The 23,017-nt window shown below is 71.8% G+C and carries 20 protein-coding genes and 2 pseudogenes; 7 read left to right on the top strand and 15 right to left on the bottom strand.

Going from position 1 to position 23,017, the window contains the following annotated elements; all coding sequences use genetic code 11:
• The 10 genes and pseudogenes from B9S58_RS01185 to hisD form a co-directional block, all read right to left on the bottom strand.
• On the bottom strand, positions 1 to 1,074 hold a 1,074-nt coding region (locus B9S58_RS01185; protein ID WP_181009134.1), incomplete at its 3' end, for an AAA family ATPase.
• Between the two features lie 145 nt (positions 1,075 to 1,219).
• Positions 1,220 to 2,142: pseudogene (locus B9S58_RS01180) on the bottom strand (alpha/beta hydrolase).
• Positions 2,143 to 2,342: 200 nt separating this feature from the next.
• Positions 2,343 to 3,098, bottom strand: a complete 756-nt coding sequence (hisF, locus tag B9S58_RS01175) for an imidazole glycerol phosphate synthase subunit HisF (RefSeq protein WP_103530288.1) — start codon at positions 3,096 to 3,098, stop codon at positions 2,343 to 2,345.
• Positions 3,095 to 3,517 carry a RidA family protein gene (locus B9S58_RS01170; RefSeq protein WP_103530287.1) on the bottom strand — a complete coding sequence of 141 codons (423 nt, stop codon included), beginning with the start codon at positions 3,515 to 3,517 and terminating at the stop codon, positions 3,095 to 3,097. The genes hisF and B9S58_RS01170 overlap by 4 nt, the downstream gene beginning before the upstream one ends.
• A complete protein-coding gene (priA, locus tag B9S58_RS01165; protein WP_103530286.1) occupies positions 3,514 to 4,239 on the bottom strand; it encodes a bifunctional 1-(5-phosphoribosyl)-5-((5-phosphoribosylamino)methylideneamino)imidazole-4-carboxamide isomerase/phosphoribosylanthranilate isomerase PriA in 726 nt (241 codons plus the stop codon). The genes B9S58_RS01170 and priA overlap by 4 nt, the downstream gene beginning before the upstream one ends.
• Positions 4,239 to 4,892 (bottom strand): imidazole glycerol phosphate synthase subunit HisH, encoded by a 654-nt coding sequence (gene hisH / locus B9S58_RS01160; RefSeq protein WP_103530285.1) that lies wholly within the window; start codon positions 4,890 to 4,892, stop codon positions 4,239 to 4,241. Before hisH ends, priA begins: the two co-directional genes overlap by 1 nt.
• Positions 4,893 to 4,902: 10 nt before the next feature.
• The gene (locus B9S58_RS37715) at positions 4,903 to 5,070 is read right to left on the bottom strand and encodes a hypothetical protein (protein WP_179500280.1); all 168 of its coding nucleotides are present in this window, start codon (positions 5,068 to 5,070) and stop codon (positions 4,903 to 4,905) included.
• The gene (gene hisB / locus B9S58_RS01155) at positions 5,067 to 5,663 is read right to left on the bottom strand and encodes an imidazoleglycerol-phosphate dehydratase HisB (RefSeq protein ID WP_103530284.1); all 597 of its coding nucleotides are present in this window, start codon (positions 5,661 to 5,663) and stop codon (positions 5,067 to 5,069) included. Before hisB ends, B9S58_RS37715 begins: the two co-directional genes overlap by 4 nt.
• The gene (locus B9S58_RS01150) at positions 5,660 to 6,814 is read right to left on the bottom strand and encodes a histidinol-phosphate transaminase (RefSeq protein ID WP_103530283.1); all 1,155 of its coding nucleotides are present in this window, start codon (positions 6,812 to 6,814) and stop codon (positions 5,660 to 5,662) included. Before B9S58_RS01150 ends, hisB begins: the two co-directional genes overlap by 4 nt.
• Entirely contained in the window at positions 6,811 to 8,133 is a 1,323-nt protein-coding gene (hisD, locus tag B9S58_RS01145; protein WP_103530282.1) for a histidinol dehydrogenase, read from the bottom strand. Before hisD ends, B9S58_RS01150 begins: the two co-directional genes overlap by 4 nt.
• A 185-nt stretch (positions 8,134 to 8,318) precedes the next feature.
• Here hisD and B9S58_RS01140 point away from each other — a divergent pair, with 185 nt between their 5' ends.
• The 4 genes from B9S58_RS01140 (at position 8,319) to ybaK (ending at position 12,466) form a co-directional block, all read left to right on the top strand.
• Positions 8,319 to 9,920, top strand: a complete 1,602-nt coding sequence (locus tag B9S58_RS01140; RefSeq protein WP_103530281.1) for an oxidoreductase — start codon at positions 8,319 to 8,321, stop codon at positions 9,918 to 9,920.
• Between the two features lie 218 nt (positions 9,921 to 10,138).
• Positions 10,139 to 11,179: a hypothetical protein gene (locus B9S58_RS01135; protein ID WP_103530280.1), complete on the top strand. Its 1,041-nt coding sequence runs from the start codon at positions 10,139 to 10,141 to the stop codon at positions 11,177 to 11,179.
• 5 nt (positions 11,180 to 11,184) lie between these two features.
• A complete protein-coding gene (locus B9S58_RS01130; RefSeq protein WP_103530279.1) occupies positions 11,185 to 11,949 on the top strand; it encodes an LON peptidase substrate-binding domain-containing protein in 765 nt (254 codons plus the stop codon).
• A 16-nt stretch (positions 11,950 to 11,965) separates the two neighbouring features.
• On the top strand, positions 11,966 to 12,466 hold the full coding sequence (gene ybaK, locus B9S58_RS01125; protein WP_103530278.1) for a Cys-tRNA(Pro) deacylase: 501 nt from the start codon (positions 11,966 to 11,968) through the stop codon (positions 12,464 to 12,466).
• 110 nt (positions 12,467 to 12,576) lie between these two features.
• On the opposite strand, the gene B9S58_RS01120 is transcribed toward ybaK, so the two are convergent.
• The 4 genes from B9S58_RS01120 to B9S58_RS01105 all read right to left on the bottom strand — a co-directional run bounded on the left by B9S58_RS01120 (position 12,577) and on the right by B9S58_RS01105 (position 16,844).
• On the bottom strand, positions 12,577 to 13,314 hold the full coding sequence (locus B9S58_RS01120; protein WP_103530277.1) for an ABC transporter permease: 738 nt from the start codon (positions 13,312 to 13,314) through the stop codon (positions 12,577 to 12,579).
• A gap of 60 nt (positions 13,315 to 13,374) precedes the next feature.
• Positions 13,375 to 14,217, bottom strand: coding sequence for an ABC transporter permease (locus B9S58_RS01115; RefSeq protein ID WP_103530276.1), 843 nt, complete (start codon positions 14,215 to 14,217; stop codon positions 13,375 to 13,377).
• Between the two features lie 97 nt (positions 14,218 to 14,314).
• Entirely contained in the window at positions 14,315 to 15,298 is a 984-nt protein-coding gene (locus tag B9S58_RS01110) for an ABC transporter ATP-binding protein (RefSeq protein ID WP_103530290.1), read from the bottom strand.
• A gap of 280 nt (positions 15,299 to 15,578) precedes the next feature.
• Positions 15,579 to 16,844, bottom strand: a complete 1,266-nt coding sequence (locus B9S58_RS01105) for an NYN domain-containing protein (RefSeq protein ID WP_181009133.1) — start codon at positions 16,842 to 16,844, stop codon at positions 15,579 to 15,581.
• A 335-nt stretch (positions 16,845 to 17,179) separates the two neighbouring features.
• Between B9S58_RS01105 and B9S58_RS01100 the strand changes: the two genes are divergently transcribed.
• Positions 17,180 to 17,359: a hypothetical protein gene (locus B9S58_RS01100; RefSeq protein ID WP_007456121.1), complete on the top strand. Its 180-nt coding sequence runs from the start codon at positions 17,180 to 17,182 to the stop codon at positions 17,357 to 17,359.
• Positions 17,360 to 17,463: 104 nt separating this feature from the next.
• Here B9S58_RS01100 and dnaE read toward each other — a convergent pair whose 3' ends face one another.
• Positions 17,464 to 21,003 (bottom strand): DNA polymerase III subunit alpha, encoded by a 3,540-nt coding sequence (dnaE, locus tag B9S58_RS01095; RefSeq protein WP_103530275.1) that lies wholly within the window; start codon positions 21,001 to 21,003, stop codon positions 17,464 to 17,466.
• Positions 21,004 to 21,206: 203 nt separating this feature from the next.
• Here dnaE and B9S58_RS01090 point away from each other — a divergent pair, with 203 nt between their 5' ends.
• Together B9S58_RS01090 and B9S58_RS01085 are read left to right on the top strand one after the other, a co-directional pair.
• Positions 21,207 to 22,532, top strand: a complete 1,326-nt coding sequence (locus tag B9S58_RS01090) for a DUF2252 domain-containing protein (RefSeq protein WP_103530274.1) — start codon at positions 21,207 to 21,209, stop codon at positions 22,530 to 22,532.
• Between the two features lie 142 nt (positions 22,533 to 22,674).
• A pseudogene (locus B9S58_RS01085) lies at positions 22,675 to 23,017 on the top strand (hypothetical protein); the annotation flags it as partial.

The following is a 23,017-nucleotide window of genomic DNA, read 5'->3' as shown; positions in this document are numbered from 1 at the left end:
ATGCCGCTCTGCGGGCCCGCCTGGTGCTGTGGACGGCCGAGGGGCGGCGAGCAGTTCGTGGGCGGCGCGGCGGTGGGTCCAGGAGGCGTGGTGGAGTACGGCGCGGGCAACGAGGCGGTGGGCGAAGTGGACGCGGCTGCCCGCCCGCTGGAGGAGGCCTTCAGTGACGGTGCCGCCGAACAGGGCCCGGTCCAGGAAGGTCCGGGGCAGTCCGCTGCGGGTGCCCGCGCGCAGCAGGAGCAGGGCGTCCGCCCCGGCGCCGTCCGGCTCGTGCTCCTGGGCCGCGGCGGCGAGCAGAAGCAGGGTGCGGGTCCGGTCCGGGAGGCCGTCGAGGCGTTCGGCGTGGGCGGCCAGCACCGCTTCGCCGCCGGGCAGGGGGTAGGGCAGCGGGGTGCGGCCGGCGAGCTGGTCCGGGGTGAGACGGCCGGTGAGCCCGGCGAGCAGGCGGGGGTTTCCGGCCGCCTCGCGGAGGAGTTCGGCGCGCACGACCGGGTCGAGCCCCTCCGTACCGCGGGTCAGCCGGTCCAGGAACGCCGAGGCCGCGCCCTCGTCCAGGGGTGCGAGGTGGAGCGTGGGCAGGCCGGCGAAGACGGTGCCGTCGGCGGCCGAGAGCAGGACGGCGGTCCGGCTGCCCGGGCCCAGCCCGCGGGCCGCGAAGGCGAGGGCGGTCCGGGACGCCGGATCCCACCTGTGCGCGTCGTCGGCGCAGACCAGCAGGGGCCGACCGGCAACCGGTTCCCGCAGCCGGCCGGCCAGTACGTCGGGAGTGATCACGGGGTGCGGGGCGGCGGGCGAGGGACCGGCGGCGAGGGGCGGGCCGAGCAGGGCGCCCGACCCGCCACCGGCCACGCCACGTTCGGCGGCGGCCGTGGCGTACAGCACGGGGCCCCGGTCGCGGTACGCTGCGGCAGCCGCGCGCAGCAGCGCCGTACGGCCGAGACCGGGCGGCGCGGCCAGCACGAGCGCACCTCCGTCACCCTGCCACAGTAGCTCCAACAGACTTTCCAGAGTGGCGAGTTCATCGTTCCGGCCGTACAGCCGGAGCGGACTGCGCACGGTCGTCGATGGGGTCACACCGGCACCGTACGTTCGCGTCGGCGAGGGTGGAAGCGCCGCGTCCGGGTCCCGCGCGGGGACGGCCAGGTGCGGTGCGCGCTCCCAGCCGGAGCCCTGCCGCGCTGTGCCGGAGCACAGTGCGGCAGGGCCCGGAGCGCCGGGTTTACGCGGTGTGCGGGCAGTTGCCCCGGTACTCCGCGATGGTCAGGCTCGGCTGCGGGAGCGGGCAGAGGAACTGCTCGTAGCGGGTGTCGTTGTCGATGAATCGCTTCAGCCACGAAATGCTGTACTTCGCGATCGTGGTGTTGGACGTGTTGGGCGTGAAGTGCGAGGCTCCTCGCAGTTCCAGGTACGCCTTGTCCAGCGACGCGGGCAGCGACCGGTAGAACGGCTCGGAGTGCGTGGCGACGGAGGCGATCGAGTCACCGTCCGCGCCGACGATCAGCGTGGGTGTGCGCAGTTCGGGCCAGGTCTTGTCGGTGTTCCAGCCGGTCAGCGGGATCGCCGCCTTCAGCGAGGTGCGGCTCTTGGCGGCCTCCAGGGAGCCGCCGCCGCCCATCGAGTGGCCCATCACGCCCAGCCGGGAGGCGTCGACCCGGGACCGTACCGAGCTGCGCTGGGTCAGGTAGTCCAGTGCGGCGAGGAGTTGGCGGCCCCGGCTGGCGGGCTGGTCGAGCGTGGTGTTGGTGTCGATGGTGAAGACCACGAAGCCCTGCGAGGCCAGGCGCGGGCCGAGCCAGGCGATGGAGGACTCGTAGGCGGTGAAGCCGGGCGAGATGACGACCGCGCCGAAGGTGCCGTCGGCGGTGGACGTCGGGTAGTGGACGGTGCCGCCGCCGAACCCTCTCACGGCGAGCGAGGAGACGGATGTCCGCGAGGTGGCGTACGAGCCTCGGCTCGCCTCGATGGAGGCGTCGGTCGGGGCCGGGCCTCGCTCGAAGGGATTGTCGGCGGCCTGGGCGCCCGGGACCAGAGCGGTCATCAGGAGACCGGCGGTGGCCGCGGCGGCGGTCAGCAGACCCGCGAGCGTACGGGGGCGGCTCGGGCGCGGGGGGGGATGGTGCCGGAGGGGAGGTGCTGCTGCACGGGGGGGGATCCTCTCGGTGGTGGCGGAACCGCGCCACGCGGGGATCTCCGGCCCGTCGTCCGGGGGCCTCGGGGTGCGCCGCGTGACTGCCGGCGTCGTTCGCCGGCGGTCGCCACTCTCACGCCGCGCCCGGTGGATACGCATCGGCGGTATCACCGGTCTCGGAGACCGGTGATACCGCCTGGCCCCGGACCGCGCCTCAGCGGACCGGGTGTCCCGCTTCCCGCAGCGCGCCCTTGACCTCGGAGATCCGCAGGTCGCCGAAGTGGAAGACGGACGCGGCGAGCACCGCGTCGGCCCCCGCCTCGATCGCCGGGGCGAAGTCGGCCAGCCGGCCCGCGCCGCCGGAGGCGATGACGGGGACGGTGACGTGCTTCCGTACCTCCTCGATCATCTCCGTGTCGTAGCCGTCCTTGGTGCCGTCGGCGTCCATCGAGTTGAGCAGGATCTCGCCCGCGCCCAGCGCGGCGGCCCGGTGCGCCCACTCGACGGCGTCGATGCCGGTGCCCTTGCGGCCGCCGTGCGTGGTGACCTCGAAGGTGCCCTCCGGGGTGCGGCGGGCGTCGACGGAGAGCACCAGGACCTGACGTCCGAAGCGTTCGGCGATCTCGCGGATGAGGTCGGGGCGGGCGATGGCGGCGGTGTTGACGCCGACCTTGTCCGCCCCGGCGCGCAGCAGCTTGTCGACGTCGTCCGGGGTGCGGACGCCGCCGCCGACGGTGAGCGGGATGAAGACCTGCTCGGCGGTGCGGCGGACCACGTCGTACGTCGTCTCGCGGTCGCCGCTGGAGGCGGTGATGTCGAGGAAGGTCAGCTCGTCGGCGCCCTCGGCGTCGTACAGCTTGGCCATCTCGACGGGGTCGCCCGCATCACGCAGGTTCTGGAAGTTGACGCCCTTGACGACCCGGCCGTTGTCGACGTCCAGGCAGGGGATGACGCGTACGGCGAGGCTCACTTCGTGCCTCCCCGGTAGGCCTCGACCTCGACCTCGACGACCAGGCTCGGATCCACGAAACCGGACACGATGATCATGGAGGCGGCGGGGCGTACGGCGTCGAACAGCTCCTTGTGGGCGCGGCCGATGTCCTCCACGTCGCGGGCGTGCATCAGATACATCCGGGTGCGGACGACGTCCTCGTGGCCGAGGCCCGCCTGCTCCAGCGCCGCGAACGCGACCTCGAAGGAGGTGATCGCCTGCTCGTAGGGGGAGCCCGCGGAGATCTGGCCGTTGACCACGGAGGTGCAGCCGGCGACCAGGACGAGCCCGTTGGGGAGCTCGACCGCGCGGGAGTAGCCGAACTTCTCCTCCCAGGGGGCGCCGGTGGAGATCCGGCGTACGGAGGCAGCGGTGGAGGACCCGGCGGATTCGCTCATGCGGCGACCGCCTTGAGGGCCTCTTCCAGCGTGAAGGCCTTCGCGTACAGCGCCTTACCGACGATCGCGCCCTCGACGCCCTCGGGGACGAGGAGGGAGATCGCGCGGAGGTCGTCGAGCGAGGAGACCCCGCCGGAGGCGACGACCGGGCGGTCGGTGGCGGCGCAGACGTCCCGCAGGAGGCCCAGGTTGGGGCCCTGGAGGGTGCCGTCCTTGGCGATGTCGGTGACGACGTAGCGGGCGCAGCCCTCGGCGTCGAGGCGGGCGAGGGTCTCGTAGAGGTCGCCGCCGTCACGGGTCCAGCCCCGGCCGCGCAGGGTGGTGCCGCGGACGTCGAGGCCGACGGCGATCTTGTCGCCGTGCTCGGCGATGACCTTGGCGACCCACTCCGGGGTCTCCAGGGCGGCGGTGCCGAGGTTGACCCGGCGGCAGCCGGTGGCGAGGGCGGCGGCGAGCGACGCGTCGTCGCGGATGCCGCCGGACAGCTCGACCTTGATGTCCATGGCTCCGGCGACCTCGGCGATCAGGGCGCGGTTGTCGCCGGTACCGAAGGCGGCGTCCAGGTCGACGAGGTGCAGCCACTCGGCGCCGGCGCGCTGCCAGGCGAGGGCCGCCTCCAGCGGGGAGCCGTAGGAGGTCTCGGAGCCGGACTCGCCGTGCACGAGGCGGACGGCCTGGCCGTCGCGGACGTCGACGGCGGGGAGCAGTTCAAGCTTCGACATTACAGCGTCTCGATCCAGTTGGTCAGCAGCTGGGCGCCGGCATCGCCGGACTTCTCGGGGTGGAACTGGGTGGCCCACAGCGCACCGTTCTCCACGGCGGCCACGAACCGTTCGCCGTGCGTGGCCCAGGTGACCTTGGGGGCACGGATCTTGGCGTTGGTCACTTCGAGGGACCAGTCGTGCGCCGCGTAGGAGTGCACGAAGTAGTACCGGGCGTCGGCGTCCAGGCCCGCGAAGAGCCGGGAGTCCTCGGGGGCCTCGACGGTGTTCCACCCCATGTGCGGGACGACGTCGGCCTTGAGCGGTCCGACCGTGCCGGGCCATTCGTCCAGGCCCTCGGCCTCCACGCCGTGCTCGATGCCGCGCTCGAACAGGATCTGCATCCCGACGCAGATGCCCATGACGGGGCGGCCGCCGGAGAGCCGGCGGCCGACGATCCAGTCGCCGCGGGCCCGCTTCAGCCCGTCCATGCAGGCGGAGAACGCGCCGACGCCGGGGACGAGCAGCCCGTCGGCGTTCATCGCGCGGTCGTAGTCGCGGGTGATCTCGACGTCCGCGCCGACATGGGCGAGGGCCCGTTCGGCGGAGCGGACGTTGCCGAAGCCGTAGTCGAAGACGACGACCTTCTTCTTGCCAGTCGTTCTGTCAGTCACAGCGTGCCTCTCAGTCCCACAGTCCCTGGATCCGCAGAACGCCCGCCACCAGGCACATCACGGAGCCGATCGACAGCAGCACGATGACGCCCTTGGGCATCCCCTGCTTCGCGAAGGAGTAGACGCCGCCGGCCAGGAAGAGGCCGACGACGATCAGGATGGTGTTGAGGCCGGTCACAGGGCGCCCTTCGTGGAGGGCAGGATGCCGGCGGCGCGCGGGTCGTGCTCGGCGGCGTACCGCAGGGCACGGGCGAGCGCCTTGAACTGGCACTCCACGATGTGGTGGGCGTTGCGTCCGTACGGCACGTGGACGTGCAGGGCGATCTGCGCCTGGGCGACGAAGGACTCCAGGATGTGCCGGGTCATCGTCGTGTCGTACTCGCCGATCATCGGCGCCATCTTCTCGGGCTCGGTGTGCACGAGGTAGGGGCGGCCGGAGAGGTCGACGGTGACCTGGGCGAGCGACTCGTCCAGCGGGACGGTGCAGTTGCCGAAGCGGTAGATGCCGACCTTGTCGCCGAGGGCCTGCTTGAAGGCGGCGCCGAGCGCGAGCGCGGTGTCCTCGATGGTGTGGTGGCTGTCGATGTGCAGGTCGCCCTCGGTCTTGACCGTGAGGTCGAAGAGGCCGTGGCGGCCGAGCTGGTCGAGCATGTGGTCGTAGAAGCCGACCCCGGTGGCGACATCGACCTTGCCGGTGCCGTCGAGGTCGATCTCGACGAGCACGGACGTTTCCTTCGTGGTGCGTTCCACGCGGCCTACGCGGGGGCTCATGCGTCGTGCTCCTTCTTGAGTTCGCGTACCGCATCGAGGAACGCGTCGTTCTCTGCCGGGGTTCCCGCGGTGACCCGCAGCCATCCCGGTACGCCGTTGTCCCGGACCAGGACGCCCCGGTCGAGGATCTGCTGCCACACGGCGTGGCTGTCGTCGAAGCGGCCGAACTGGACGAAGTTGGCGTCCGAGTCGGTGACCTCGTAGCCGGTGGCGCGCAGCTCGGCCACCAGCCGGTCGCGCTCGCTCTTGAGCTGCGCGACGTACCCGAGCAGCGTATCGGTGTGCTCCAGGGCGGCGAGCGCGGTGGCCTGGGTGACGGAGGAGAGGTGGTACGGCAGCCGCACCAGCTGGACCGCGTCGACGACGGCCGGGTCGGCGGCGAGGTAACCGAGACGGAGGCCGGCCGCGCCGAACGCCTTGGACATGGTCCGGGAGACGATCAGGTTGCGGCGGCCCTCGATCAGCGGGAGCAGCGAGGGGTGGTGGCTGAACTCGCCGTACGCCTCGTCGACGACGACGATCGATGGCCCGGCGGCCTGCGCGGCGTCGTACAGCGCGAGGACGGTCTCGGCGTTCACCGCGGTGCCGGTGGGGTTGTTGGGCGAGGTGATGAAGACGACCTCGGGGCGCTGCTCGGCGATGGCGGCGCGGGCGGCGTCCACGTCGATGGTGAAGTCCGCCGAGCGCGGGCCGGAGATCCAGCCGGTGCCGGTGGACCGGGAGATCAGGGCGTGCATGGAGTACGAGGGTTCGAAGCCGATCGCGGTGCGTCCGGGTCCGCCGAAGGTCTGGAGCAGCTGCTGGAGGACCTCGTTGGAGCCGTTGGCGGCCCACACGTTCGCTGCTGTCACCTCGTGCCCGGCGGTACGGCTCAGGTAGCGGGCCAGCTCGGTGCGGAGCTCGACGGCGTCCCGGTCGGGGTAGCGGTTGAGGCCGCGGGCGGCCTCGCGGACCCGCTCGGCGATCCGGTCGACCAGCGCCTCGGGGAGCGGGTAGGGGTTCTCGTTGGTGTTGAGCCGTACGGGGACGTCGAGCTGGGGGGCTCCGTACGGGGACTGGCCGCGGAGTTCGTCGCGGATGGGGAGCTCGTCCCAGGCGTTGCGGGTGGGGAGCCCGTCCCCCGCGTCACGGGTGGTGCTGCCGTTCGTCACTGCTGCGGAACCTTCCAGCCGAACCGTGCCTTGAGGGCTGCGCCGTGGGCGGGGAGGTCCTCCGCCTCGGCGAGGGTCACGACGTGGTGGGCGACCTCGGCGAGCGCGTCGCGGCTGTAGTCGACGATGTGGATGCCGCGCAGGAAGGACTGCACGGACAGGCCCGAGGAGTGGCAGGCGCAGCCGCCGGTGGGCAGGACGTGGTTGGAGCCGGCGCAGTAGTCGCCAAGCGAGACGGGCGACCAGGGGCCGACGAAGATCGCTCCGGCGTTGCGGACCCGGTCGGCGACGGCGGCGGCGTCCGCGGTCTGGATCTCCAGGTGCTCGGCGCCGTACGCGTCGACGACCTTGAGGCCGTCCTCGATGGAGGAGACCAGGACGATTCGGGACTGGCGGCCGGCGAGGGCGGGCTCGATGCGGTCCTTGACGTGCTTGGTGGCGGCGACCTGGGGGGCCAGCTCGGCCTCGGTCGCGGCGGCCAGCTCCTCGGAGTCGGTGACCAGGACGGCGGCGGCCATCGGGTCGTGCTCGGCCTGGCTGATCAGGTCGGCGGCCACGTGCGCCGGGTCGGCGGTGGCGTCGGCGAGGATCGCGATCTCGGTGGGCCCGGCCTCGGCGTCGATGCCGATGCGGCCCTTGAGGAGGCGCTTGGCGGCGGCGACGTAGATGTTGCCGGGGCCGGTGACCAGGTTGACCGGGGGGCAGTCCTCGGTGCCGTACGCGAACATCGCGACGGCCTGGGAGCCGCCGGCCGCGTACACCTCGTCGACGCCGAGCAGGGCGCAGGCGGCGAGGATCGTGGGGTGCGGCAGCCCGCCGAAGTCCTTCTGGGGCGGGGAGGCGACGGCGACGCCCTCGACGCCCGCTTCCTGGGCCGGAACGACGTTCATCACGACGGAGGACGGGTAGACCGAGCGGCCCCCGGGAACGTACAGCCCGACGCGCTCGACGGGCACCCACTTCTCGGTGACGGTGCCACCGGGGACGACCTGGGTGGTGTGCGTGGCGCGGCGCTGCTCGCGGTGGACGAGACGGGCGCGGCGGATCGACTCCTCCAGCGCCGCCCGGACGGCCGGATCCAGCTCCTGGAGGGCGCGGGAGACGGCGTCGGCGGGCACCCGGACCGACTCGATCCGGACACCGTCGAATTTCTCCCCCCAGTCGATCACTGCCGCGGAGCCACGATGGCGCACGTCCTCGCAGATGGGCCGCACCGTCTCCAGGGCGGCTTCCACGTCGAACTCGGCACGGGGCAGCAGGTCGCGCAGGGCGGCACCCTCGGGGAGGGCGTCACCGCGCAGATCGATTCGAGAGATCACACGGCAATTCTCTCAGACCGGTCCGAGCGTCCGGTCGCCCGTATCACTGGCTGATACCGATCGCCCGTACCACTGGCCGATACGCGTCTCGGCCATGTCCGGCTGTCACTGCTGACCACTAGCTTTCACGGCGTCACACAGAGGGAAGAACAGCACTACAGCATGTGTGCACGGAGGGAGCGGCCGTGACCGAGCCGCACGAAGGAGACATCCCGGACGGCCTCAGCGCAGCGGAGCTGGGCATGTGGCAGTCCTTCCGCAACGGGACCACCTACGACTTACGCAGCTACGACCCGGCCCACAACGACCCGTTCACCCCGCAGGCGTGGGGGCCCGAGCGGAGCGTCGGCGCGCGCACGGTGGCACAGCTGCTGCTGAGCGGCCCGCCCGCCCGGCCCGGCCGGGTGGCGGCACTGAAGCTCCGGGGGGTGCGGATCACCGGAAAGCTGGACCTGGCGGGTGGCCGGGTCGCTCCGTACGTGGAGCTGACCGGCTGCCGCTTCGAGCAGGAGGTGGTGCTCCCCGAGTGCCACTTCACGACCCTGCGGCTGGTGGGCTGCGCGCTGCCCCGGCTGGAGGCGGCGCGGCTGCAGACGGAAGGGGATCTGCATCTGCCGCGGTGCCGGATCGACCGGGGAATCCGGCTGACCGACGCGCAGATCGGCACCGATCTCCTGGTCAACCAGCTCAGCGTCGGCCCGGACCGGCACGGGCGGGCCATCGTCGGGGACGGCATGGCGGTCGCGCAGGACCTCCAGGCCGAGATGATCGAGACGCTCGGGGAGCTGAGCCTGCGCGGGACGAAGGTGGGCGGTTCGCTGAGCCTGCGCGGCAGCCGGCTGCGCGCCGCGGAGGACCGGCGCGCGCTGAACGCCCCGCAGCTGACGGTGGAGCGCACGCTCTACATGACCGAGGCGTGGGTGAGCGTCGACACGGGGAACCAGGGCACCACTCCCCCGTACGGCGTGGTCTACGCCCCGACCCCGGCGCGCGGCACCCGCTCGCAGATCTTCGAGTGCCGGGGCGGGGTGCGCCTGGACGACGGGCGGTTCGGGGACGCGGTGGACCTGCACAAGGCCCGGTTCACCATGACCCGCCAGGAGGAGTTGTCGCTGCGCCGGATCGTGACACCGGAGCTGCGGTTCAACGCGGAGCGCCCGGAGGAGGGCCGGGTCGTCCTGAACGGCGCGAAGGTGGTGACCCTGATCGACCTGTCAACGAGCTGGCCGGGCCCCGGCGGCCTCGCGATGGGCGGCTTCGTCTACGAGAACCTCGTCCCCTACGGCCACTTCCCGCTCTCCCGGCGCCTGGAGTGGGTGCAGGCGGCGACCCCGGAGTACGTCCCCGAGCCGTACGAGCGGCTCGCGGCGGTGATGCGCAGCTGCGGTGAGGACGCGGACGCGCGAGAGGTGCTGCTCGCCAAGCAGCGCCGCCGCCGCGAGACGCTGCCGCCCGCCGCGAAGGCCTGGGGGTACCTCCAGGACTGGACGGTGGCCTACGGCTACCGGCCGGGGCGGGCGGCGGTGTGGATGGCGGTGCTGTGGGCGGCGAGCACGGCGGCGTTCGCGCAGCACGTTCCGCCCGCCATCAAGGACGAGGAGCGTCCGCAGTGGAACCCCGCTCTGTACGCACTGGATCTGCTGATCCCGGTGATCAACCTCGGTCAGGACGGCTACTGGCGGATGGAGGGCGGCTGGCAGTGGGCGGCGGCCGGTCTGGTGCTGGTGGGATGGATTCTGGCCACCACGGTGGCGGCGGGGGCGTCGCGGATGCTGCGCAGGGGCTGACCGGAAGGCCACCCCCGGGTGGCCACGGCGGCCGGGGCCGCGGCCCCGGCCGCCCGCGCCAGGGGATCACCGGGACGGACGGGCACCACGAGTGGATGCGATCAAGCCATCGGATGGTATTTCCTTTGCCTTTTCTTGACCCGGCCCGATACAACCCCTCCACTCGGCACAGAAGCTTCACAGCGCACCTCTGGCGCGGCCCTCACCAGCGCTTTTCAATGGTCTGCACCATGGCTTTCCTTCGCGCTCTGCTCAGTACCGCGCGCATGATCCGGCACAGCCCTCCGCTGTCCGCCGGACTGTCCGCGGATGACGCGGTGCTGCTCGACGCCCCCGACGAGCGGCTCTCTCCCGCTCTGGTCGCCGCTGCCCTGGGCGACCACGAACCGGCCGCCAAGCTGCTCGCCACCACCCGGGACGCCGCCGACTGGGAGAACCGGGACCGCTACCTCGGCCGGCTCGTCACCTTCGCCCGCAGCCGGAACGGCTGGCTCGACGCGTGGCTGGCCGCCGCCCCGCGCGACCCGGACGCGCTGCTGGTCAAGGCGGAGCTTTCGGTCCGCCTGGCCTGGGAGTCGCCCGCCCGCGCGGAACGGCTCCGCGAGGTCGGCCCGCTGATCACCGCCGCCGCCGACGCGGACCCGCGCGACCCCGTGCCGTGGCGGCTCGCCCTGGACCACGCACGCGGCACCCACGCCACGCACACCGCCTTCGAGTCGTTGTGGGAGCAGGCCGTACGGCGCTCCGCGCACCACTACGGCTGCCATGTGGCGGCCCTGCGCTACCTCTCCGCCGCCTGGTACGGCTCGCACCGCGAGTGCTTCGACTTCGCCGAGCGGGCCGCCGAGGACGCGCGGCCCGACTCCCTGGTGCAGGCCCTGCCGGTCCGGGCGGCCTTCGCGCTGCTCCTGGACACCCACGCGGCGGGCCGGACCACCTCCGTGCTGGAGGAGCGGATCGACACGGCGGCCGACCTGGCGATCAGGCTCTCCGCCGCCTACCGGCCCGGCGACCCGTGGCCGGCCGAGGTCCGCAATCTCCTCGCGTACGTCCTGATCGCCCGAGACCGCTGGGCGGAGGCGCTGCACCAGTTCAACCTGATCGGCCTGTACGCGACGTCGTTCCCGTGGTCGTCGGTGTCCGAGGACGCGCTCGGCCGGTTCCTGGACGCGCGGGACGGCGCACGGCTCCAGACGGCCTCCCGGACCCCGTTGCGCAACCGGGCCGACCACGGCCGCCCCCGGGGCCATTACGCTTGAGCGTTGTGACCACCGCCCGCCTTCCCCTTTTCCCGCTCAACGCGGTGCTGTTCCCCGGCCTGGTGCTGCCGCTCAACGTCTTCGAAGAGCGATATCGCGCCATGATGCGGGAGCTGCTGAAGAGCGACGAGGACGAACCTCGCCGCTTCGTCGTGGTCGCGATCCGCGACGGCCGCGAGATCGCGCCGACGGCCACCGGCATGCCGGACACCGTCGCGGCGGCCCCTCCCGCCGAGCGCGCCCCGGCGGAGGGCTTCGGCCCCGACCCGATCCAGACCTTCCACCGGGTCGGCTGCGTCGCCGACGCGGCGACGATCCGCGAGCGCGCCGACGGCAGCTTCGAGCTCCTGGCCACCGGCACCACCCGGGTCAGGCTGCTGTCCGTCGAGGCGAGCGGCCCGTATCTGACCGCAGAGGTCGAGGACCTGGCCGAGGAACCGCCCGGTGAGGACGAGGGCGACGAGGCGGGAGCGCTCGCCGAGGGCGTCCTGCGGGCCTTCCGCGCCTACCAGAAGCGGCTGGCCGGAGCGAGCGAACGCTCGCTGGCGACCGGTGCCGACCTCCCCGACGACCCGTCGGTGATCTCGTACCTGGTCGCGGCGGCCACGGTCCTGGACGTTCCCACCAAACAGCGCCTGCTCCAGGCCCCGGACACCGCGACCCGGCTGCGCGAGGAGCTGACGCTGCTGCGCAAGGAGACCGCGGTCATCCGGCACCTGCCCTCGCTGCCCGCGACGGACCTGACCCGCGCCCCCACCCACCCCAACTGAACGAGGACCCGTCCCGGTGGCGAAGAAGCCGAAGAAGCAGTCGGGCGGCACCCCCGCCACGGTCACCCTGACCGCGGCGGGCACCGCCTTCACGGTCCACACCTACGACCACGACCCCTCCTCCCCGTCCTACGGTGGGGAGGCCGCCGAGGCGCTGGGTGTCTCCCCCGATCGGGTCTTCAAGACCCTGGTGGCGGACGTGGACGGCGATCTGACGGTCGCGGTGGTCCCGGTGGCCGGCTCCCTGGACCTCAAGGCCCTGGCGGCCGCGGTGGGCGGCAAACGGGCCGCGATGGCGGACCCGGCGGCCGCGGAGCGCACCACGGGCTACGTGCGTGGCGGCATCTCCCCGCTGGGCCAGCGCAAGCGTCTGCGCACGGTGGTGGACGCCTCGGCACGCGCCCACGCGACGATCTGCGTGTCGGCGGGCCGGCGTGGCCTGGAGGTCGAGCTGGCGGCGACGGATCTGGCGGAACTGACGGGGGCGGTGTTCGCGGAGATCGCGCGTACGGGCTGAGCGAGCCCGGGTGTCCTCGATCGCCGGAGGGGCTGGAATTTTCAGCCCCTCCGGCGATCGAGGAGCGGGGTCCGGGGCGGAGCCCCGGAACAAGCCCGCCGCAGGCGACCCTAAGCCGCCCCACCCCCCGCAGGCGGCGACGGCGACCCCGACGGCGGAGACCCCGGCCCCGCCGGGGGCCCCTGCACCGGCCCCCCGTAATACTCCGCATACCCCGACCAGTCCGGCTCGATGTCCCGCGGCCCGAACGCCGCGGTCAGCAGCAGATGGATCCCCATCGCCGCGAACGGCCACGCCAGCACCGCCACCCCCACCGAGTGCAGCTCCAGCGGAGCGTCGAACGTCACGCCCTGGCCGGCCTCCCGGGCCCGCCCCACCACGTCGGACGACGGCCCCAGCCAGATACCGACCCGCCATGCCAGCAGCGACGCGAGCAGCGCGCCCAGCGCCAGCCCCACGACAACGAGGATGCCCCCGCGGCGCAGCCGCCAGAAGACGGCGGCGGCCGAGAGCACGCCGAAGCCGATGGCCAGCAGGACGAACGTTCCGTCCGCCCCGATCGCCTCCTCGCCCTCGCTGTTCTTCAGGAAGACGGCCGTGTCGTCGGAGACCAGCGGAACGCGCGGCGCGAGCCACAGCCACAGCAGCCCGAGCGCGATGCCAGAGAGCGCGACCAGGACGACGACGACGGCGGCCTGGCGGAGCTCCGTGGCCGTGTCCGGGTCGTCCGGCGCGCCCGGGGAGGGCGCGAAGTGGGAGCCCGAGGGCGGGGCCTGCCACGGGTCGTGGGGGCCGGGCTGGTGGGGCGGCGTCAGAGGTGCGGTCACCGTGCCATCGTGCCAGGCCACCCTGTGAGGCGCCTCACCGGATACCGCACCCGTGCTCGCCCGCCCCGACGGCCCGGGGCACTACCGTACGGCGGCCCGCCGGTACGCCCATGTCGCCACAGCCAGCGAGAGAACCCCCACCGCCGCGCAGACCGCCAGGAAGAACGCGATGATCCCCCAGTCCGGGCGGGCGTCGAAGGACCGGGCCAGCGCCTCGACCCCGTACGTCGAGGGCAGCAGGTCGCGCGCCCACCCCACCGGCTCCGGCAGCCGGTCGGCCGGCAGTACCCCGAGCAGCAGGGCGGCGGACATCCCCAGCTGGCCCAGCAGGGTCGCCAGCTCCGGGCGCGGGGCGAGCAGCCCGAGGGCCGCGCCGAGACCGGCCAGAGCGGCGCCGGAGAGCGGGACGACGGCCACCAGGACCCACAGGTGGGTCATCGGCAGCTGGAACAGCACACTTCCGGTGATCGCGGTGAAGACCGTGCCGGGCACGGTGAAGGAGGCGTACGCGGCGGCCGCTCCGAGCACCACCGCGGCGGGCGGTACGGGCAGGGTGGCGTAGTGGTCGAGCCCGCCGGACGCCCGCAGCTGCCCGAAGTACTGGGCGAGCAGGTTGAGCGCGACGAACGCGACGACCAGGACGCTCGATCCCGCGACCACCGCGCGGGCCTCCGAGCCGCCGTCCACGACGCCCCGCATCAGGACCATGATCCCGACGGACTGGAAGGTGGCCACGAAGAGCAGCGGGATCCTGGCGACCCGCGCCCGGGAGAGCTGGGCGCGGTAGACGGCGGCCAGCGAGGGCAGCAGCCTGGCGCGCGGCGCGAGGGGCGCGGCGACGGTACGGGCGGGGGGCGCCACGGAGGGGCCGGGCGTGGGCCGGGCACTCGACGGGGCGGTCCTGGCCGGAATGATGCTCGTCACCTGAGGCCGCTCCCCGTAGACATGTCCAACTCTTCCACCCCGTCGAGTACGTTCGCCGCGTCCGCGGCGTTCACGTCCCCCGCACCTGTCGCATCCCTCACGCCTTCACCAGCCCCTTGGTCGCATTGGCCGCGTCTCCCCCGAGCGCGAGATAGACATCTTCCAGGCTGGGCGTGGCCAGGGTGAAATCGTCGAGCGCGGCGAAGGCCGCGCCGCCGGTCACCGCGGCGACCGCGGCCCGCGCCTCGTCGGGGCCCAGCCGCAGCACCCAGCGCCGCCCGGACTCCTGGGCGGAGGGCCGCAGCGCCGCCACCTCGGGGACGTCCAGCGGGGCCTGTTCGCGCCACACCAGCTCGACGCGCACCTCCCCGGCGACCTGTTCCTTGAGCCCGGCGGGGGTGTCGCAGGCGATGACCCGGCCCCGTTCGAGGACGGCGACCCGGTCCAGGACGGTCTCGGCCTCGATCACGTTGTGGGTGACGAGCAGGACCGTGGCCCCGCGCTCCGCCCGGCGGCGGTCGACGGCGGCCCAGACGGCGCGGCGGGCGACCGGGTCCATGCCGGTGGTCGGTTCGTCGAGGACCAGGACGGGCCGGTCGCCGACCAGGGTGGCGGCGAAGCAGGCGAGCCGGCGCTGACCGCCGGAGAGCTTCTTCAGGGGCCGCCCGGCGATCGCGGTGAGGCCCAGCTCCTCCAGGACGGCGTCGCGCTCGGCGCGGGCGTCCCGTACGGCGAGGCCCCTGAGCCGTCCGGTGGTCTCGGCGGCGAGGGAGACGGTCAGTTCGTCGAGGGCGGTGGATTCCTGCCCGAGGTAGCCGATCAGCCGGGAGGCCCGCTCGGGGTGGCGTACGAGGTCGTGGCCCAGCACCTCGACGCTGCCGGAGTCGGGCCGCATCAGCCCGGTGAGCTGGCGGACCAGGGTGGACTTGCCGGCGCCGTTGGGGCCGAGCAGTCCGAAGATCTCGCCGCGCTCGACATCCAGGCTGATGCTGTCCGTGGCGCGGACCTCGGGTGTCGCGGGGGCGCCCCGGCGGCCCCGGACGGCAGGATAGGTCTTGACCAGATCGCGCACCGCGCACACGGTGCCGGTGTCGCTCTGCGCCTGCGCTGTCCCCGTACTCACGAGGTACGAGGGTACGGGGTCACACGCCCCGGTTCGCGTCCGGGGCCACCCCGCGTCGCCCCGCCAGGGGCTGTCCCGCGATCCCCGGTGGATCAGCGCGCGGCGTCGGATGCGGTGCGCCGCAAGACGGAGGGACGTCCGCGTACTGGAGGTGTTCGGGCGTTCCGACAACCCGGCGAGGTGCCGCGGCTGTCGTCGTGCGCCCGCCCGGGATCGCGGGACAGCCCTCGGGGAGCGGCTACTCCCCCGCCGGTACGTGCTCGGCCGCGGCCCGCACGTCGATCTCCCGCCAGAACCCGGCCCGGATCGCGTACCGGTCGTGCTCGTCGATCTGGTCGTCCTTGTGGGCGAGGAGCCCGAAGCGGGCCGCGTACCGCAGCAGTTCGCCGTCGATCCGGTGCGGGATGCGGGGGTACATGGTGGAAAGCTTCTGCAGGTGGACGGTCTCGGGCAGGCGCTCCATCCAGCGGCGCGCGAAGACCTGGCCCACTTCGAAGGGGTCGCCGCCGACGGTGGTGATGTCCTCCTCCCGGTCCGCCCAGCGCTGTTCGGCGCTGGTGACCTGGGCGAGGGTCGGCAGGGACGCGGTCTCCGCCGGTTCGCCCAAGGGGCCGCCGCGCTCCACCCACCCTTTGTCGGAGGACCAGCGCAGCGTGGCGTTCGCGGGCTGGGGCGGGTGCTGGCGGTCCGGGTGAGTGGCGTGGGCGCGCAGCGCGGCCAGGTCCTTGGGGGTGGGGACGGTCTTGTGACCGGGGGCGGACGGGGTGTCGGACGAGGTGGCGGGGGCGTTCTCGGCGGGGGCCGCGGGGTCGCTCCGGGCGGCGGCGGCCCGCGCCTCGGAGGCGCGTTCGGCGGAGGCGGCGAGGGCCGCCTCGGGCAGCGGTGCGGAGAGGATCGCGGCGATCTCGGGGCGCGGGACGGGCGGCGGGGCGCAACTGCCGCCGGTGTCCTTGGCGCGGACGGCCTTGGTGATCCACGCCCGGTCGAGGACCCGCCGTTCGTCGGCCTCGGCGACCAGGTCCTCGGACTGGTTGTAGTCGCCGTCGGCGGCCTGTACGGCCCAGAGGTGGACGGCGACCCCGTGTTCCTTGGCGGACATCAGACCGGGCAGGAGATCGCCGTCGCCGGTCACCAGGACCACGTCGGAGCAGGCCCGGTTCCTGGCCAGTTCGGTGAGCTCGGCGTGCATGGCGGCGTCGACGCCCTTCTGCGCCCAGCGTCCGTCGCTGCGGGTCAGGGCCCCCAGCCGTACGGTCACGCGGGGCATCACACGGAGCCGGCGGTGCTCGGGCTGGGGCACCCGGTCGGGGGCGCCGTCGAACCAGTAGATCCGCAGCAGGGGCTGCTGGGTGTCGGCCTCGGCGCGCTCGCGGAGCCCTTGGATGAGGGCCGCGTGGTCGACGGTGATACGGGAACGGGCGGGCTCTCCGGCCAGCAGACTCGCGGCTGCGCCCAGCAAGTAGCCGGCGTCCACCAGGACGACGCAACGGTCCACGCGTTCCACCCTCTTCCAGAATTCGGGAACGGTTCAGCGGCCCGCTCCTCGATGACCGGGTCCGCTTACCCAGGGTTTCCTTCGAGTCTGCCCGACCGCGCAAGGGTTAACGGCCGGAACTGGATCATCGGCGTGGCGGATCCGGAAAGAAAGAGGGAAGGAACGGATAAAGGGCGCGGAAGGAACGCGGGGAGACGGCGGACAGGCCGGGCGGAGGCCACGGAACGGGGACCCACCACGGAAACCGCTACGCACGGTAATGATCCAACATGCGGTGTTTGCGGCGCTATGTGAATCTGACAGCGGTCCTGGCCCCCCAGGATTCCCCACAGGAGGCATTCACCATGGCCAAGAACAAGAACCGCAAGCAGGGCAGCCAGCACGACCGCGCGTCCGCGTCGGAGCGTAGTGCGGAGGAGGCCAAGTCGACGGCGTACGAGTCGCAGAACCAGCCGCAGGCGCAGGCCCAGGGCAGCCCGTCCGACGTGGCACGCAAGCATCAGCGACGTTTCGGCCATAACTGACCCGTCGGCCGCTCGCGGTAGGGACAGGCGTTCAGGAACAACGAGAGGGGCATCCCGCCGGTGCGGGGCGCCCCTCTCGTCGTCGCCGTGTCGACGCCGTGCGCTCAGCCGGCCAGGCAGGCCGGGCCGAGCAGCACCTTCAGGTCGCCGAAGAGGGCCGAATCGGCCTTGACCCGGTGCCGGTCGAGCCGGAGCACGGTGGTCTTGCGGGGACCCTGGAGCTTGATGCGTACCTCGGTGTCGCCCCGGTGGTGGCTGAGCACCTCGCCGAGCCGGGTGACCATCGGCGGGGTGATCTTCACGGTGGGGATGGTGAGGACGACGGGCGCGTTGGTCCCGGCGTTGGAGATGTCGGGGACCTGCATCTCCATGGCGACCAGCCGCGGCACGTCCTCGCGCTTGTCGAGGCGCCCCTTCACGAAGACGACGGTGTCCTCGACGAGCTGGGTGGAGACCAGCTGGTACGTGGCGGGGAAGAACATGCACTCGATGGAGCCGGCCAGGTCCTCCACGGTGGCGATGGCCCAGGCGTTGCCCTGCTTGGTCATCTTGCGCTGGAGGCCGGAGATGATGCCGCCGACGGTGACGATCGCGCCGTCGCCGTAGTCACCGCTCATGAGCTGGGAGATCGAGGAGTCGGCCTTGTCGGACAGCACGTGCTCCAGGCCGAACAGCGGGTGGTCGGAGACGTACAGGCCGAGCATCTCCCGTTCCTGGGCGAGCAGGTAGGCCTTCTCCCACTCCACGTCGGAGAACTCCACGTCGAGCCCGAAGCCCGGCTCGTCGCTCTCCTCCTCGCCCATGCCGCCGAAGAGGTCGAACTGTCCCTCGGCCTCCTTGCGCTTGACCTGCACCACGTTGTCGATCATCGGCTCGTGGTGGGCGACGAGGCCCTTGCGGGTGTGGCCCATCTCGTCGAAGGCGCCGGCCTTGATGAGCGATTCCACGGTGCGCTTGTTGCAGACGACCGCCTCGACCTTGTCCAGGAAGTCGGGGAAGGTGCTGTACTTCCCCTTCGCCTTGCGGGACCGGATGATCGAGTCGACGACGTTCTGGCCGACGTTGCGGATGGCGGTCAGGCCGAAGAGGATCACGTCGTCGCCCTGGGCGGCGAAGTTGGACAGCGACTCGTTGACGTTGGGCGGGAGCACCTTGATGCCCATGCGGCGGCACTCGTTGAGGTAGACCGCGGACTTGTCCTTGTCGTCCTTGACCGAGGTCAGCAGGGCCGCCATGTACTCGGCGGGGTAGTTCGCCTTGAGGTAGGCGGTCCAGTAGGTGACCAGACCGTACGCCGAGGAGTGCGCCTTGTTGAACGCGTACCCGGCGAACGGCACCAGGACGTCCCACAGCGCCTTGATCGCCGCGTCGGAGAAGCCCTTCTCCTTGGCGCCCGCCTCGAAGAGGACGAAGTTCTTCGCCAGCTCCTCGGGCTTCTTCTTACCCATCACGCGGCGCAGGATGTCGGCCTCGCCGAGCGAGTACCCGGCGACGATCTGGGCGGCCTTCTGGACCTGCTCCTGGTAGACGATCAGGCCGTAGGTGAGGCCGAGGACCTCCTTGAGGGGCTCCTCCAGCTCCGGGTGGATCGGGGTGATCTCCTGGCGGCCGTTCTTGCGCTCCGCGTAGTTCGTGTGCGAGTTCATGCCCATCGGACCCGGCCGGTAGAGGGCCGAGACGGCGGAGATGTCCTCGAAGTTGTCGGGCTGCATCTGGCGCAGCAGGGAGCGCATCGGCCCGCCGTCGAACTGGAAGACGCCGAGTGTCTCGCCCCGGCAGAGCAGTTCGTACGTCTTGGGGTCGTCCAGCGGCAGGTCGAGCATCTCCAGGTCGATGCCCTTGTTGGACTTCACCATCTTGATGGCGTCGTCCATGATCGTCAGGTTGCGCAGGCCGAGGAAGTCCATCTTCAGCAGGCCGAGCGACTCGCACTGCGGATAGTCCCACTGCGTGATGGTGACGCCGTCGGTGTGCCGCGTCCAGAGCGGCGCGTGGTCGACGATCGGCTCGCTGGACATGATGACGCCGGCGGCGTGCACGCCCATCTGCCGGACCAGGCCCTCGACGCCCTTGGCGGTGTCGATGACCTTCTTGACGTCCGGTTCGCTCTCGTACATCCCCCGGATCTCGCCCGCCTCGCTGTAGCGCGGGTGCTTGGGGTCGGTGATGCCGTTGAGGTCGATGCCCTTGCCGAGGACGTCGGCGGGCATGGCCTTGGTGAGCCGGTCGCCCATCGCGTACGGGTAGCCCAGCACGCGGGCGGAGTCCTTGATGGCGTTCTTGGCCTTGATCTTGCCGTAGGTGCCGATCATGGCGACCTTGTCGGCGCCGTACTTCTCGGTCACGTACCGGATCACCTCGACGCGCCGGCGCTCGTCGAAGTCGATGTCGACGTCGGGCATGGAGACGCGCTCGGGGTTGAGGAACCGCTCGAAGATCAGCCCGTGCTCGATCGGGTCGAGGTCGGTGATGCCCATCGCGTACGCCACGATCGAACCGGCGGCGGAACCTCGGCCGGGTCCGACCGCGATGCCGTTGTTCTTGGCCCACATGATGAAGTCGGCGACGACCAGGAAGTACCCCGGGAACCCCATCTGGATGATGATGTCCATCTCGTACTCGACCTGCTTCTGCCGGTCGTCGGGGACACCGTTGGGGAAGCGGCGGCCCATGCCGACCCGGACCTCCTCCTGGAACCAGGTGATCTCCGTGAAGCCGTCCGGGATCTCGAACTTCGGCATGAGGTTCTTCGCCTCGAACATGCCGGTGGTGTCGATCTGCTGGGCGACCAGGAGGGTGTTGGCGCAGCCCTGCTGCCAGGCGTCGGAGGAGTCGACGGCGTACATCTCGTCCGTCGTCTTGAGGTAGTAGCCGGTGCCGTCGAAGCGGAAGCGGTCGGGGTCCGAGAGGTTCTTGCCGGTCTGGATGCAGAGCAGGGCGTCGTGGGCGGTGGCCTCGTGGGCGTACGTGTAGTGGGAGTCGTTCGTCACGAGCGGCGGGATGCCGACCTTCTTGCCGATCTCCAGCAGCCCGTCACGGACCCGGCGCTCGATCTCGATGCCGTGGTCCATCAGCTCCAGGAAATACTTGTCCGCCCCGAAGATGTCCTTGTAGTCGGAGGCCGCCTGGACCGCCTCGTCGAACTGGCCGAGCCGGAGCCGGGTCTGCACCTCGCCCGAGGGGCAGCCGGTGGACGCGATCAGGCCCTCGGACCACTGGGAGATGGTCTCCTTGTCCATCCGGGGCCACTTCTGGAGCCAGCCCTCCTGGTACGCGTCCGAGGAGAGCCGGAAGAGGTTGTGCAACCCCGTCTTGTTGGACGCCCAGATCGTCTTGTGGGTGTAACCACCGGATCCGGACACATCATCGCGCTTCTGGTGCGGCTGTCCCCACTGCACCTTGCGCTTGTGCTTGCGTGACTCCGGGGCGACGTACGCCTCGATACCGATGATCGGCGTGACGTTCGCCTTCTTGGCCGAGTGGAAGAAGTCGTACGCCCCGTGGAGGTTGCCGTGGTCGGTCATCGCGATGTGCGTCATGCCCATCTCGTTGGCCGCCTCGAACATGTCCTTGAGCCGCGCCGCACCGTCCAGCAGCGAGTACTGGGTGTGAACGTGCAGGTGCGTGAAGGGCGGCTTGGTCACGGCGTCGGGCCTCCGGGAAGTCGGGCGATGACGGACAGGGGGACAGCGTGGAAGTCTACGACGCGACGGAGTCGGACGACGGGCACTCCCGGCTTCCGCCGAGCGTTGGAAAGGGCGGAACACCTGTCCGTTTTGTCATGCACTCGGCCATCTGGACCCAGGGTTCGGCCAGAGACGCCAGCTACCGCAGGAGGCAGCAAGAAATGTCGGAGACGCAGACCGGCGCAGCGCGGCGCGGGGAGCAGATTCTCGCCGTTTTCGACACCGCCTTCGGGGAGCTGCTGGCCGCCGATCCGGCCGCCTTCCGGGTCAAGTTCCGCAAGATGGCGGGCTCGGCCTTCGCCTTCTACCGGGGCGCGGCCGGCCTGTTCTACAGCGACCTGGAACGCGAGCAGCGCAGCGGCCCGTTCGTGGACGAGCGCACCGGCCGGGTCTGGATCCACGGTGATCTGCACGCGGAGAACTTCGGCACCTACATGGACTCCAACGGCCGCCTCGTCTTCAATGTCAACGACTTCGACGAGGCGTACGTGGGCCCCTTCACCTGGGACCTGAAGCGCTTCGCCGCCTCCGTGGCGCTGATCGGCTACGCGAAGGCGCTGGCCGACGAGCAGATCACCGACCTGGTCCGGATCTTCGCCGCGTCCTACCGCGAGCGGATCCACGCGCTGGCGACGGGCGCGAAGAACGACGAGGTGCCGCCGTTCACGCTGGACACGGCGGACGGCCCGCTGCTGGGCGCGCTGCGTGCCGCCCGGTCGCGCACCCGGTTCTCGCTGCTGGACTCGATGACGGTGATCCGGGACTTCGAGCGCCGGTTCGCGGACGGCGGCGGAGCGATCGACCTGGACGCCGCGACGCGCTACAAGGTGCTGGCCGCGTTCGACGGCTATCTGGAGACGCTGCCGGAGTCGAGCCTGACCCGTCCCGACTCCTACCGGGTCAAGGACGTGGTGGGCCGCCGGGGCATCGGCATCGGGTCCGCCGGACTGCCCTCGTACAACATCCTCCTGGAGGGCAACAGCGACGCCCTGGAGAACGACGTGGTGATCTACCTCAAGCAGGCGCAGACCCCGGCGGTCTCCCGGCACGTCACGGACGCCGCCGTGCGGGAGTACTTCCAGCACGAGGGGCACCGCACCGTGATCTCGCAGCGCGCGCTGCAGGCGCACGCGGACCCGTGGCTGGGCTGGACCGAGCTGGACGGCTCGGGCCAGCTGGTCGCCGAGGTCTCGCCGTACGCGGTCGACCTGGACTGGTCCGACATCGACGAGATGGACGAGATCGCGGCGGTCGTCGCGGATCTGGGCCGGGCGACGGCCACGATGCACGCGGCCGCCGACGACGAGAGCGGGCACTCACTGGTGCCGTTCTCCACCGAGCGGGCGATCGACGCGGCCATCGCGGCCGACGAGGAGAGCTTCGCACCGCTGCTGGTCGACTTCGCCCACAGCTACGGGGCGAGGGCCCGCGCGGACCACCAGATCTTCGTGGACCTCTTCCGCAACGGCCGGATCCCGGGGCTGTAGGGGGCGTCCGGCGGATCAGGCCGCGGACCCGGTCATGATCCGCCGGCCCCCGAGTGCCTGCCGGCCCCCGGGCGGCCCCGCCCGGGGACTCTCAGCCTCTTTTAAGGTCCGCTTACCCCGGCGCATGACACACTTTCCGGCGATGGACATCTCAGGGACGCAGCTCAGGGTCGCGCGCGCGGCGGTCTTCACCGCGCTCGTCGTCACCCTGTCCACGGCCTCCCATGTGCTGCTCTCCCGGGTCCCGCTGCCGCTGACCGCCGTCGCGCTGCTCGCCACTGTCGTCTTCGCCGTGGCGTACGCGCTGGCCGGCCGGGAGCGCGGCTTCGGGGCGATCGCGGGCCTGCTGGTCCCGCTGGAGCTGGCCGCCGACACGCTCTTCACCACGGGCCAGCATCTCTGTTACGGGGCGGCCGGCGGACCGGTCGCGGGCCCGCTGCGCGCGGTGGGCTTCGACGTCCTCTGCGGCGGCGAGGTCGGTGCCA

The sequence above is a fragment of the Streptomyces sp. SM11 genome, from assembly GCF_002910905.1.
Classification (GTDB): domain Bacteria; phylum Actinomycetota; class Actinomycetes; order Streptomycetales; family Streptomycetaceae; genus Streptomyces.
Note: the sequence above shows the minus strand (reverse complement) of the source record. Positions and strands in the feature narration are given on the sequence as shown.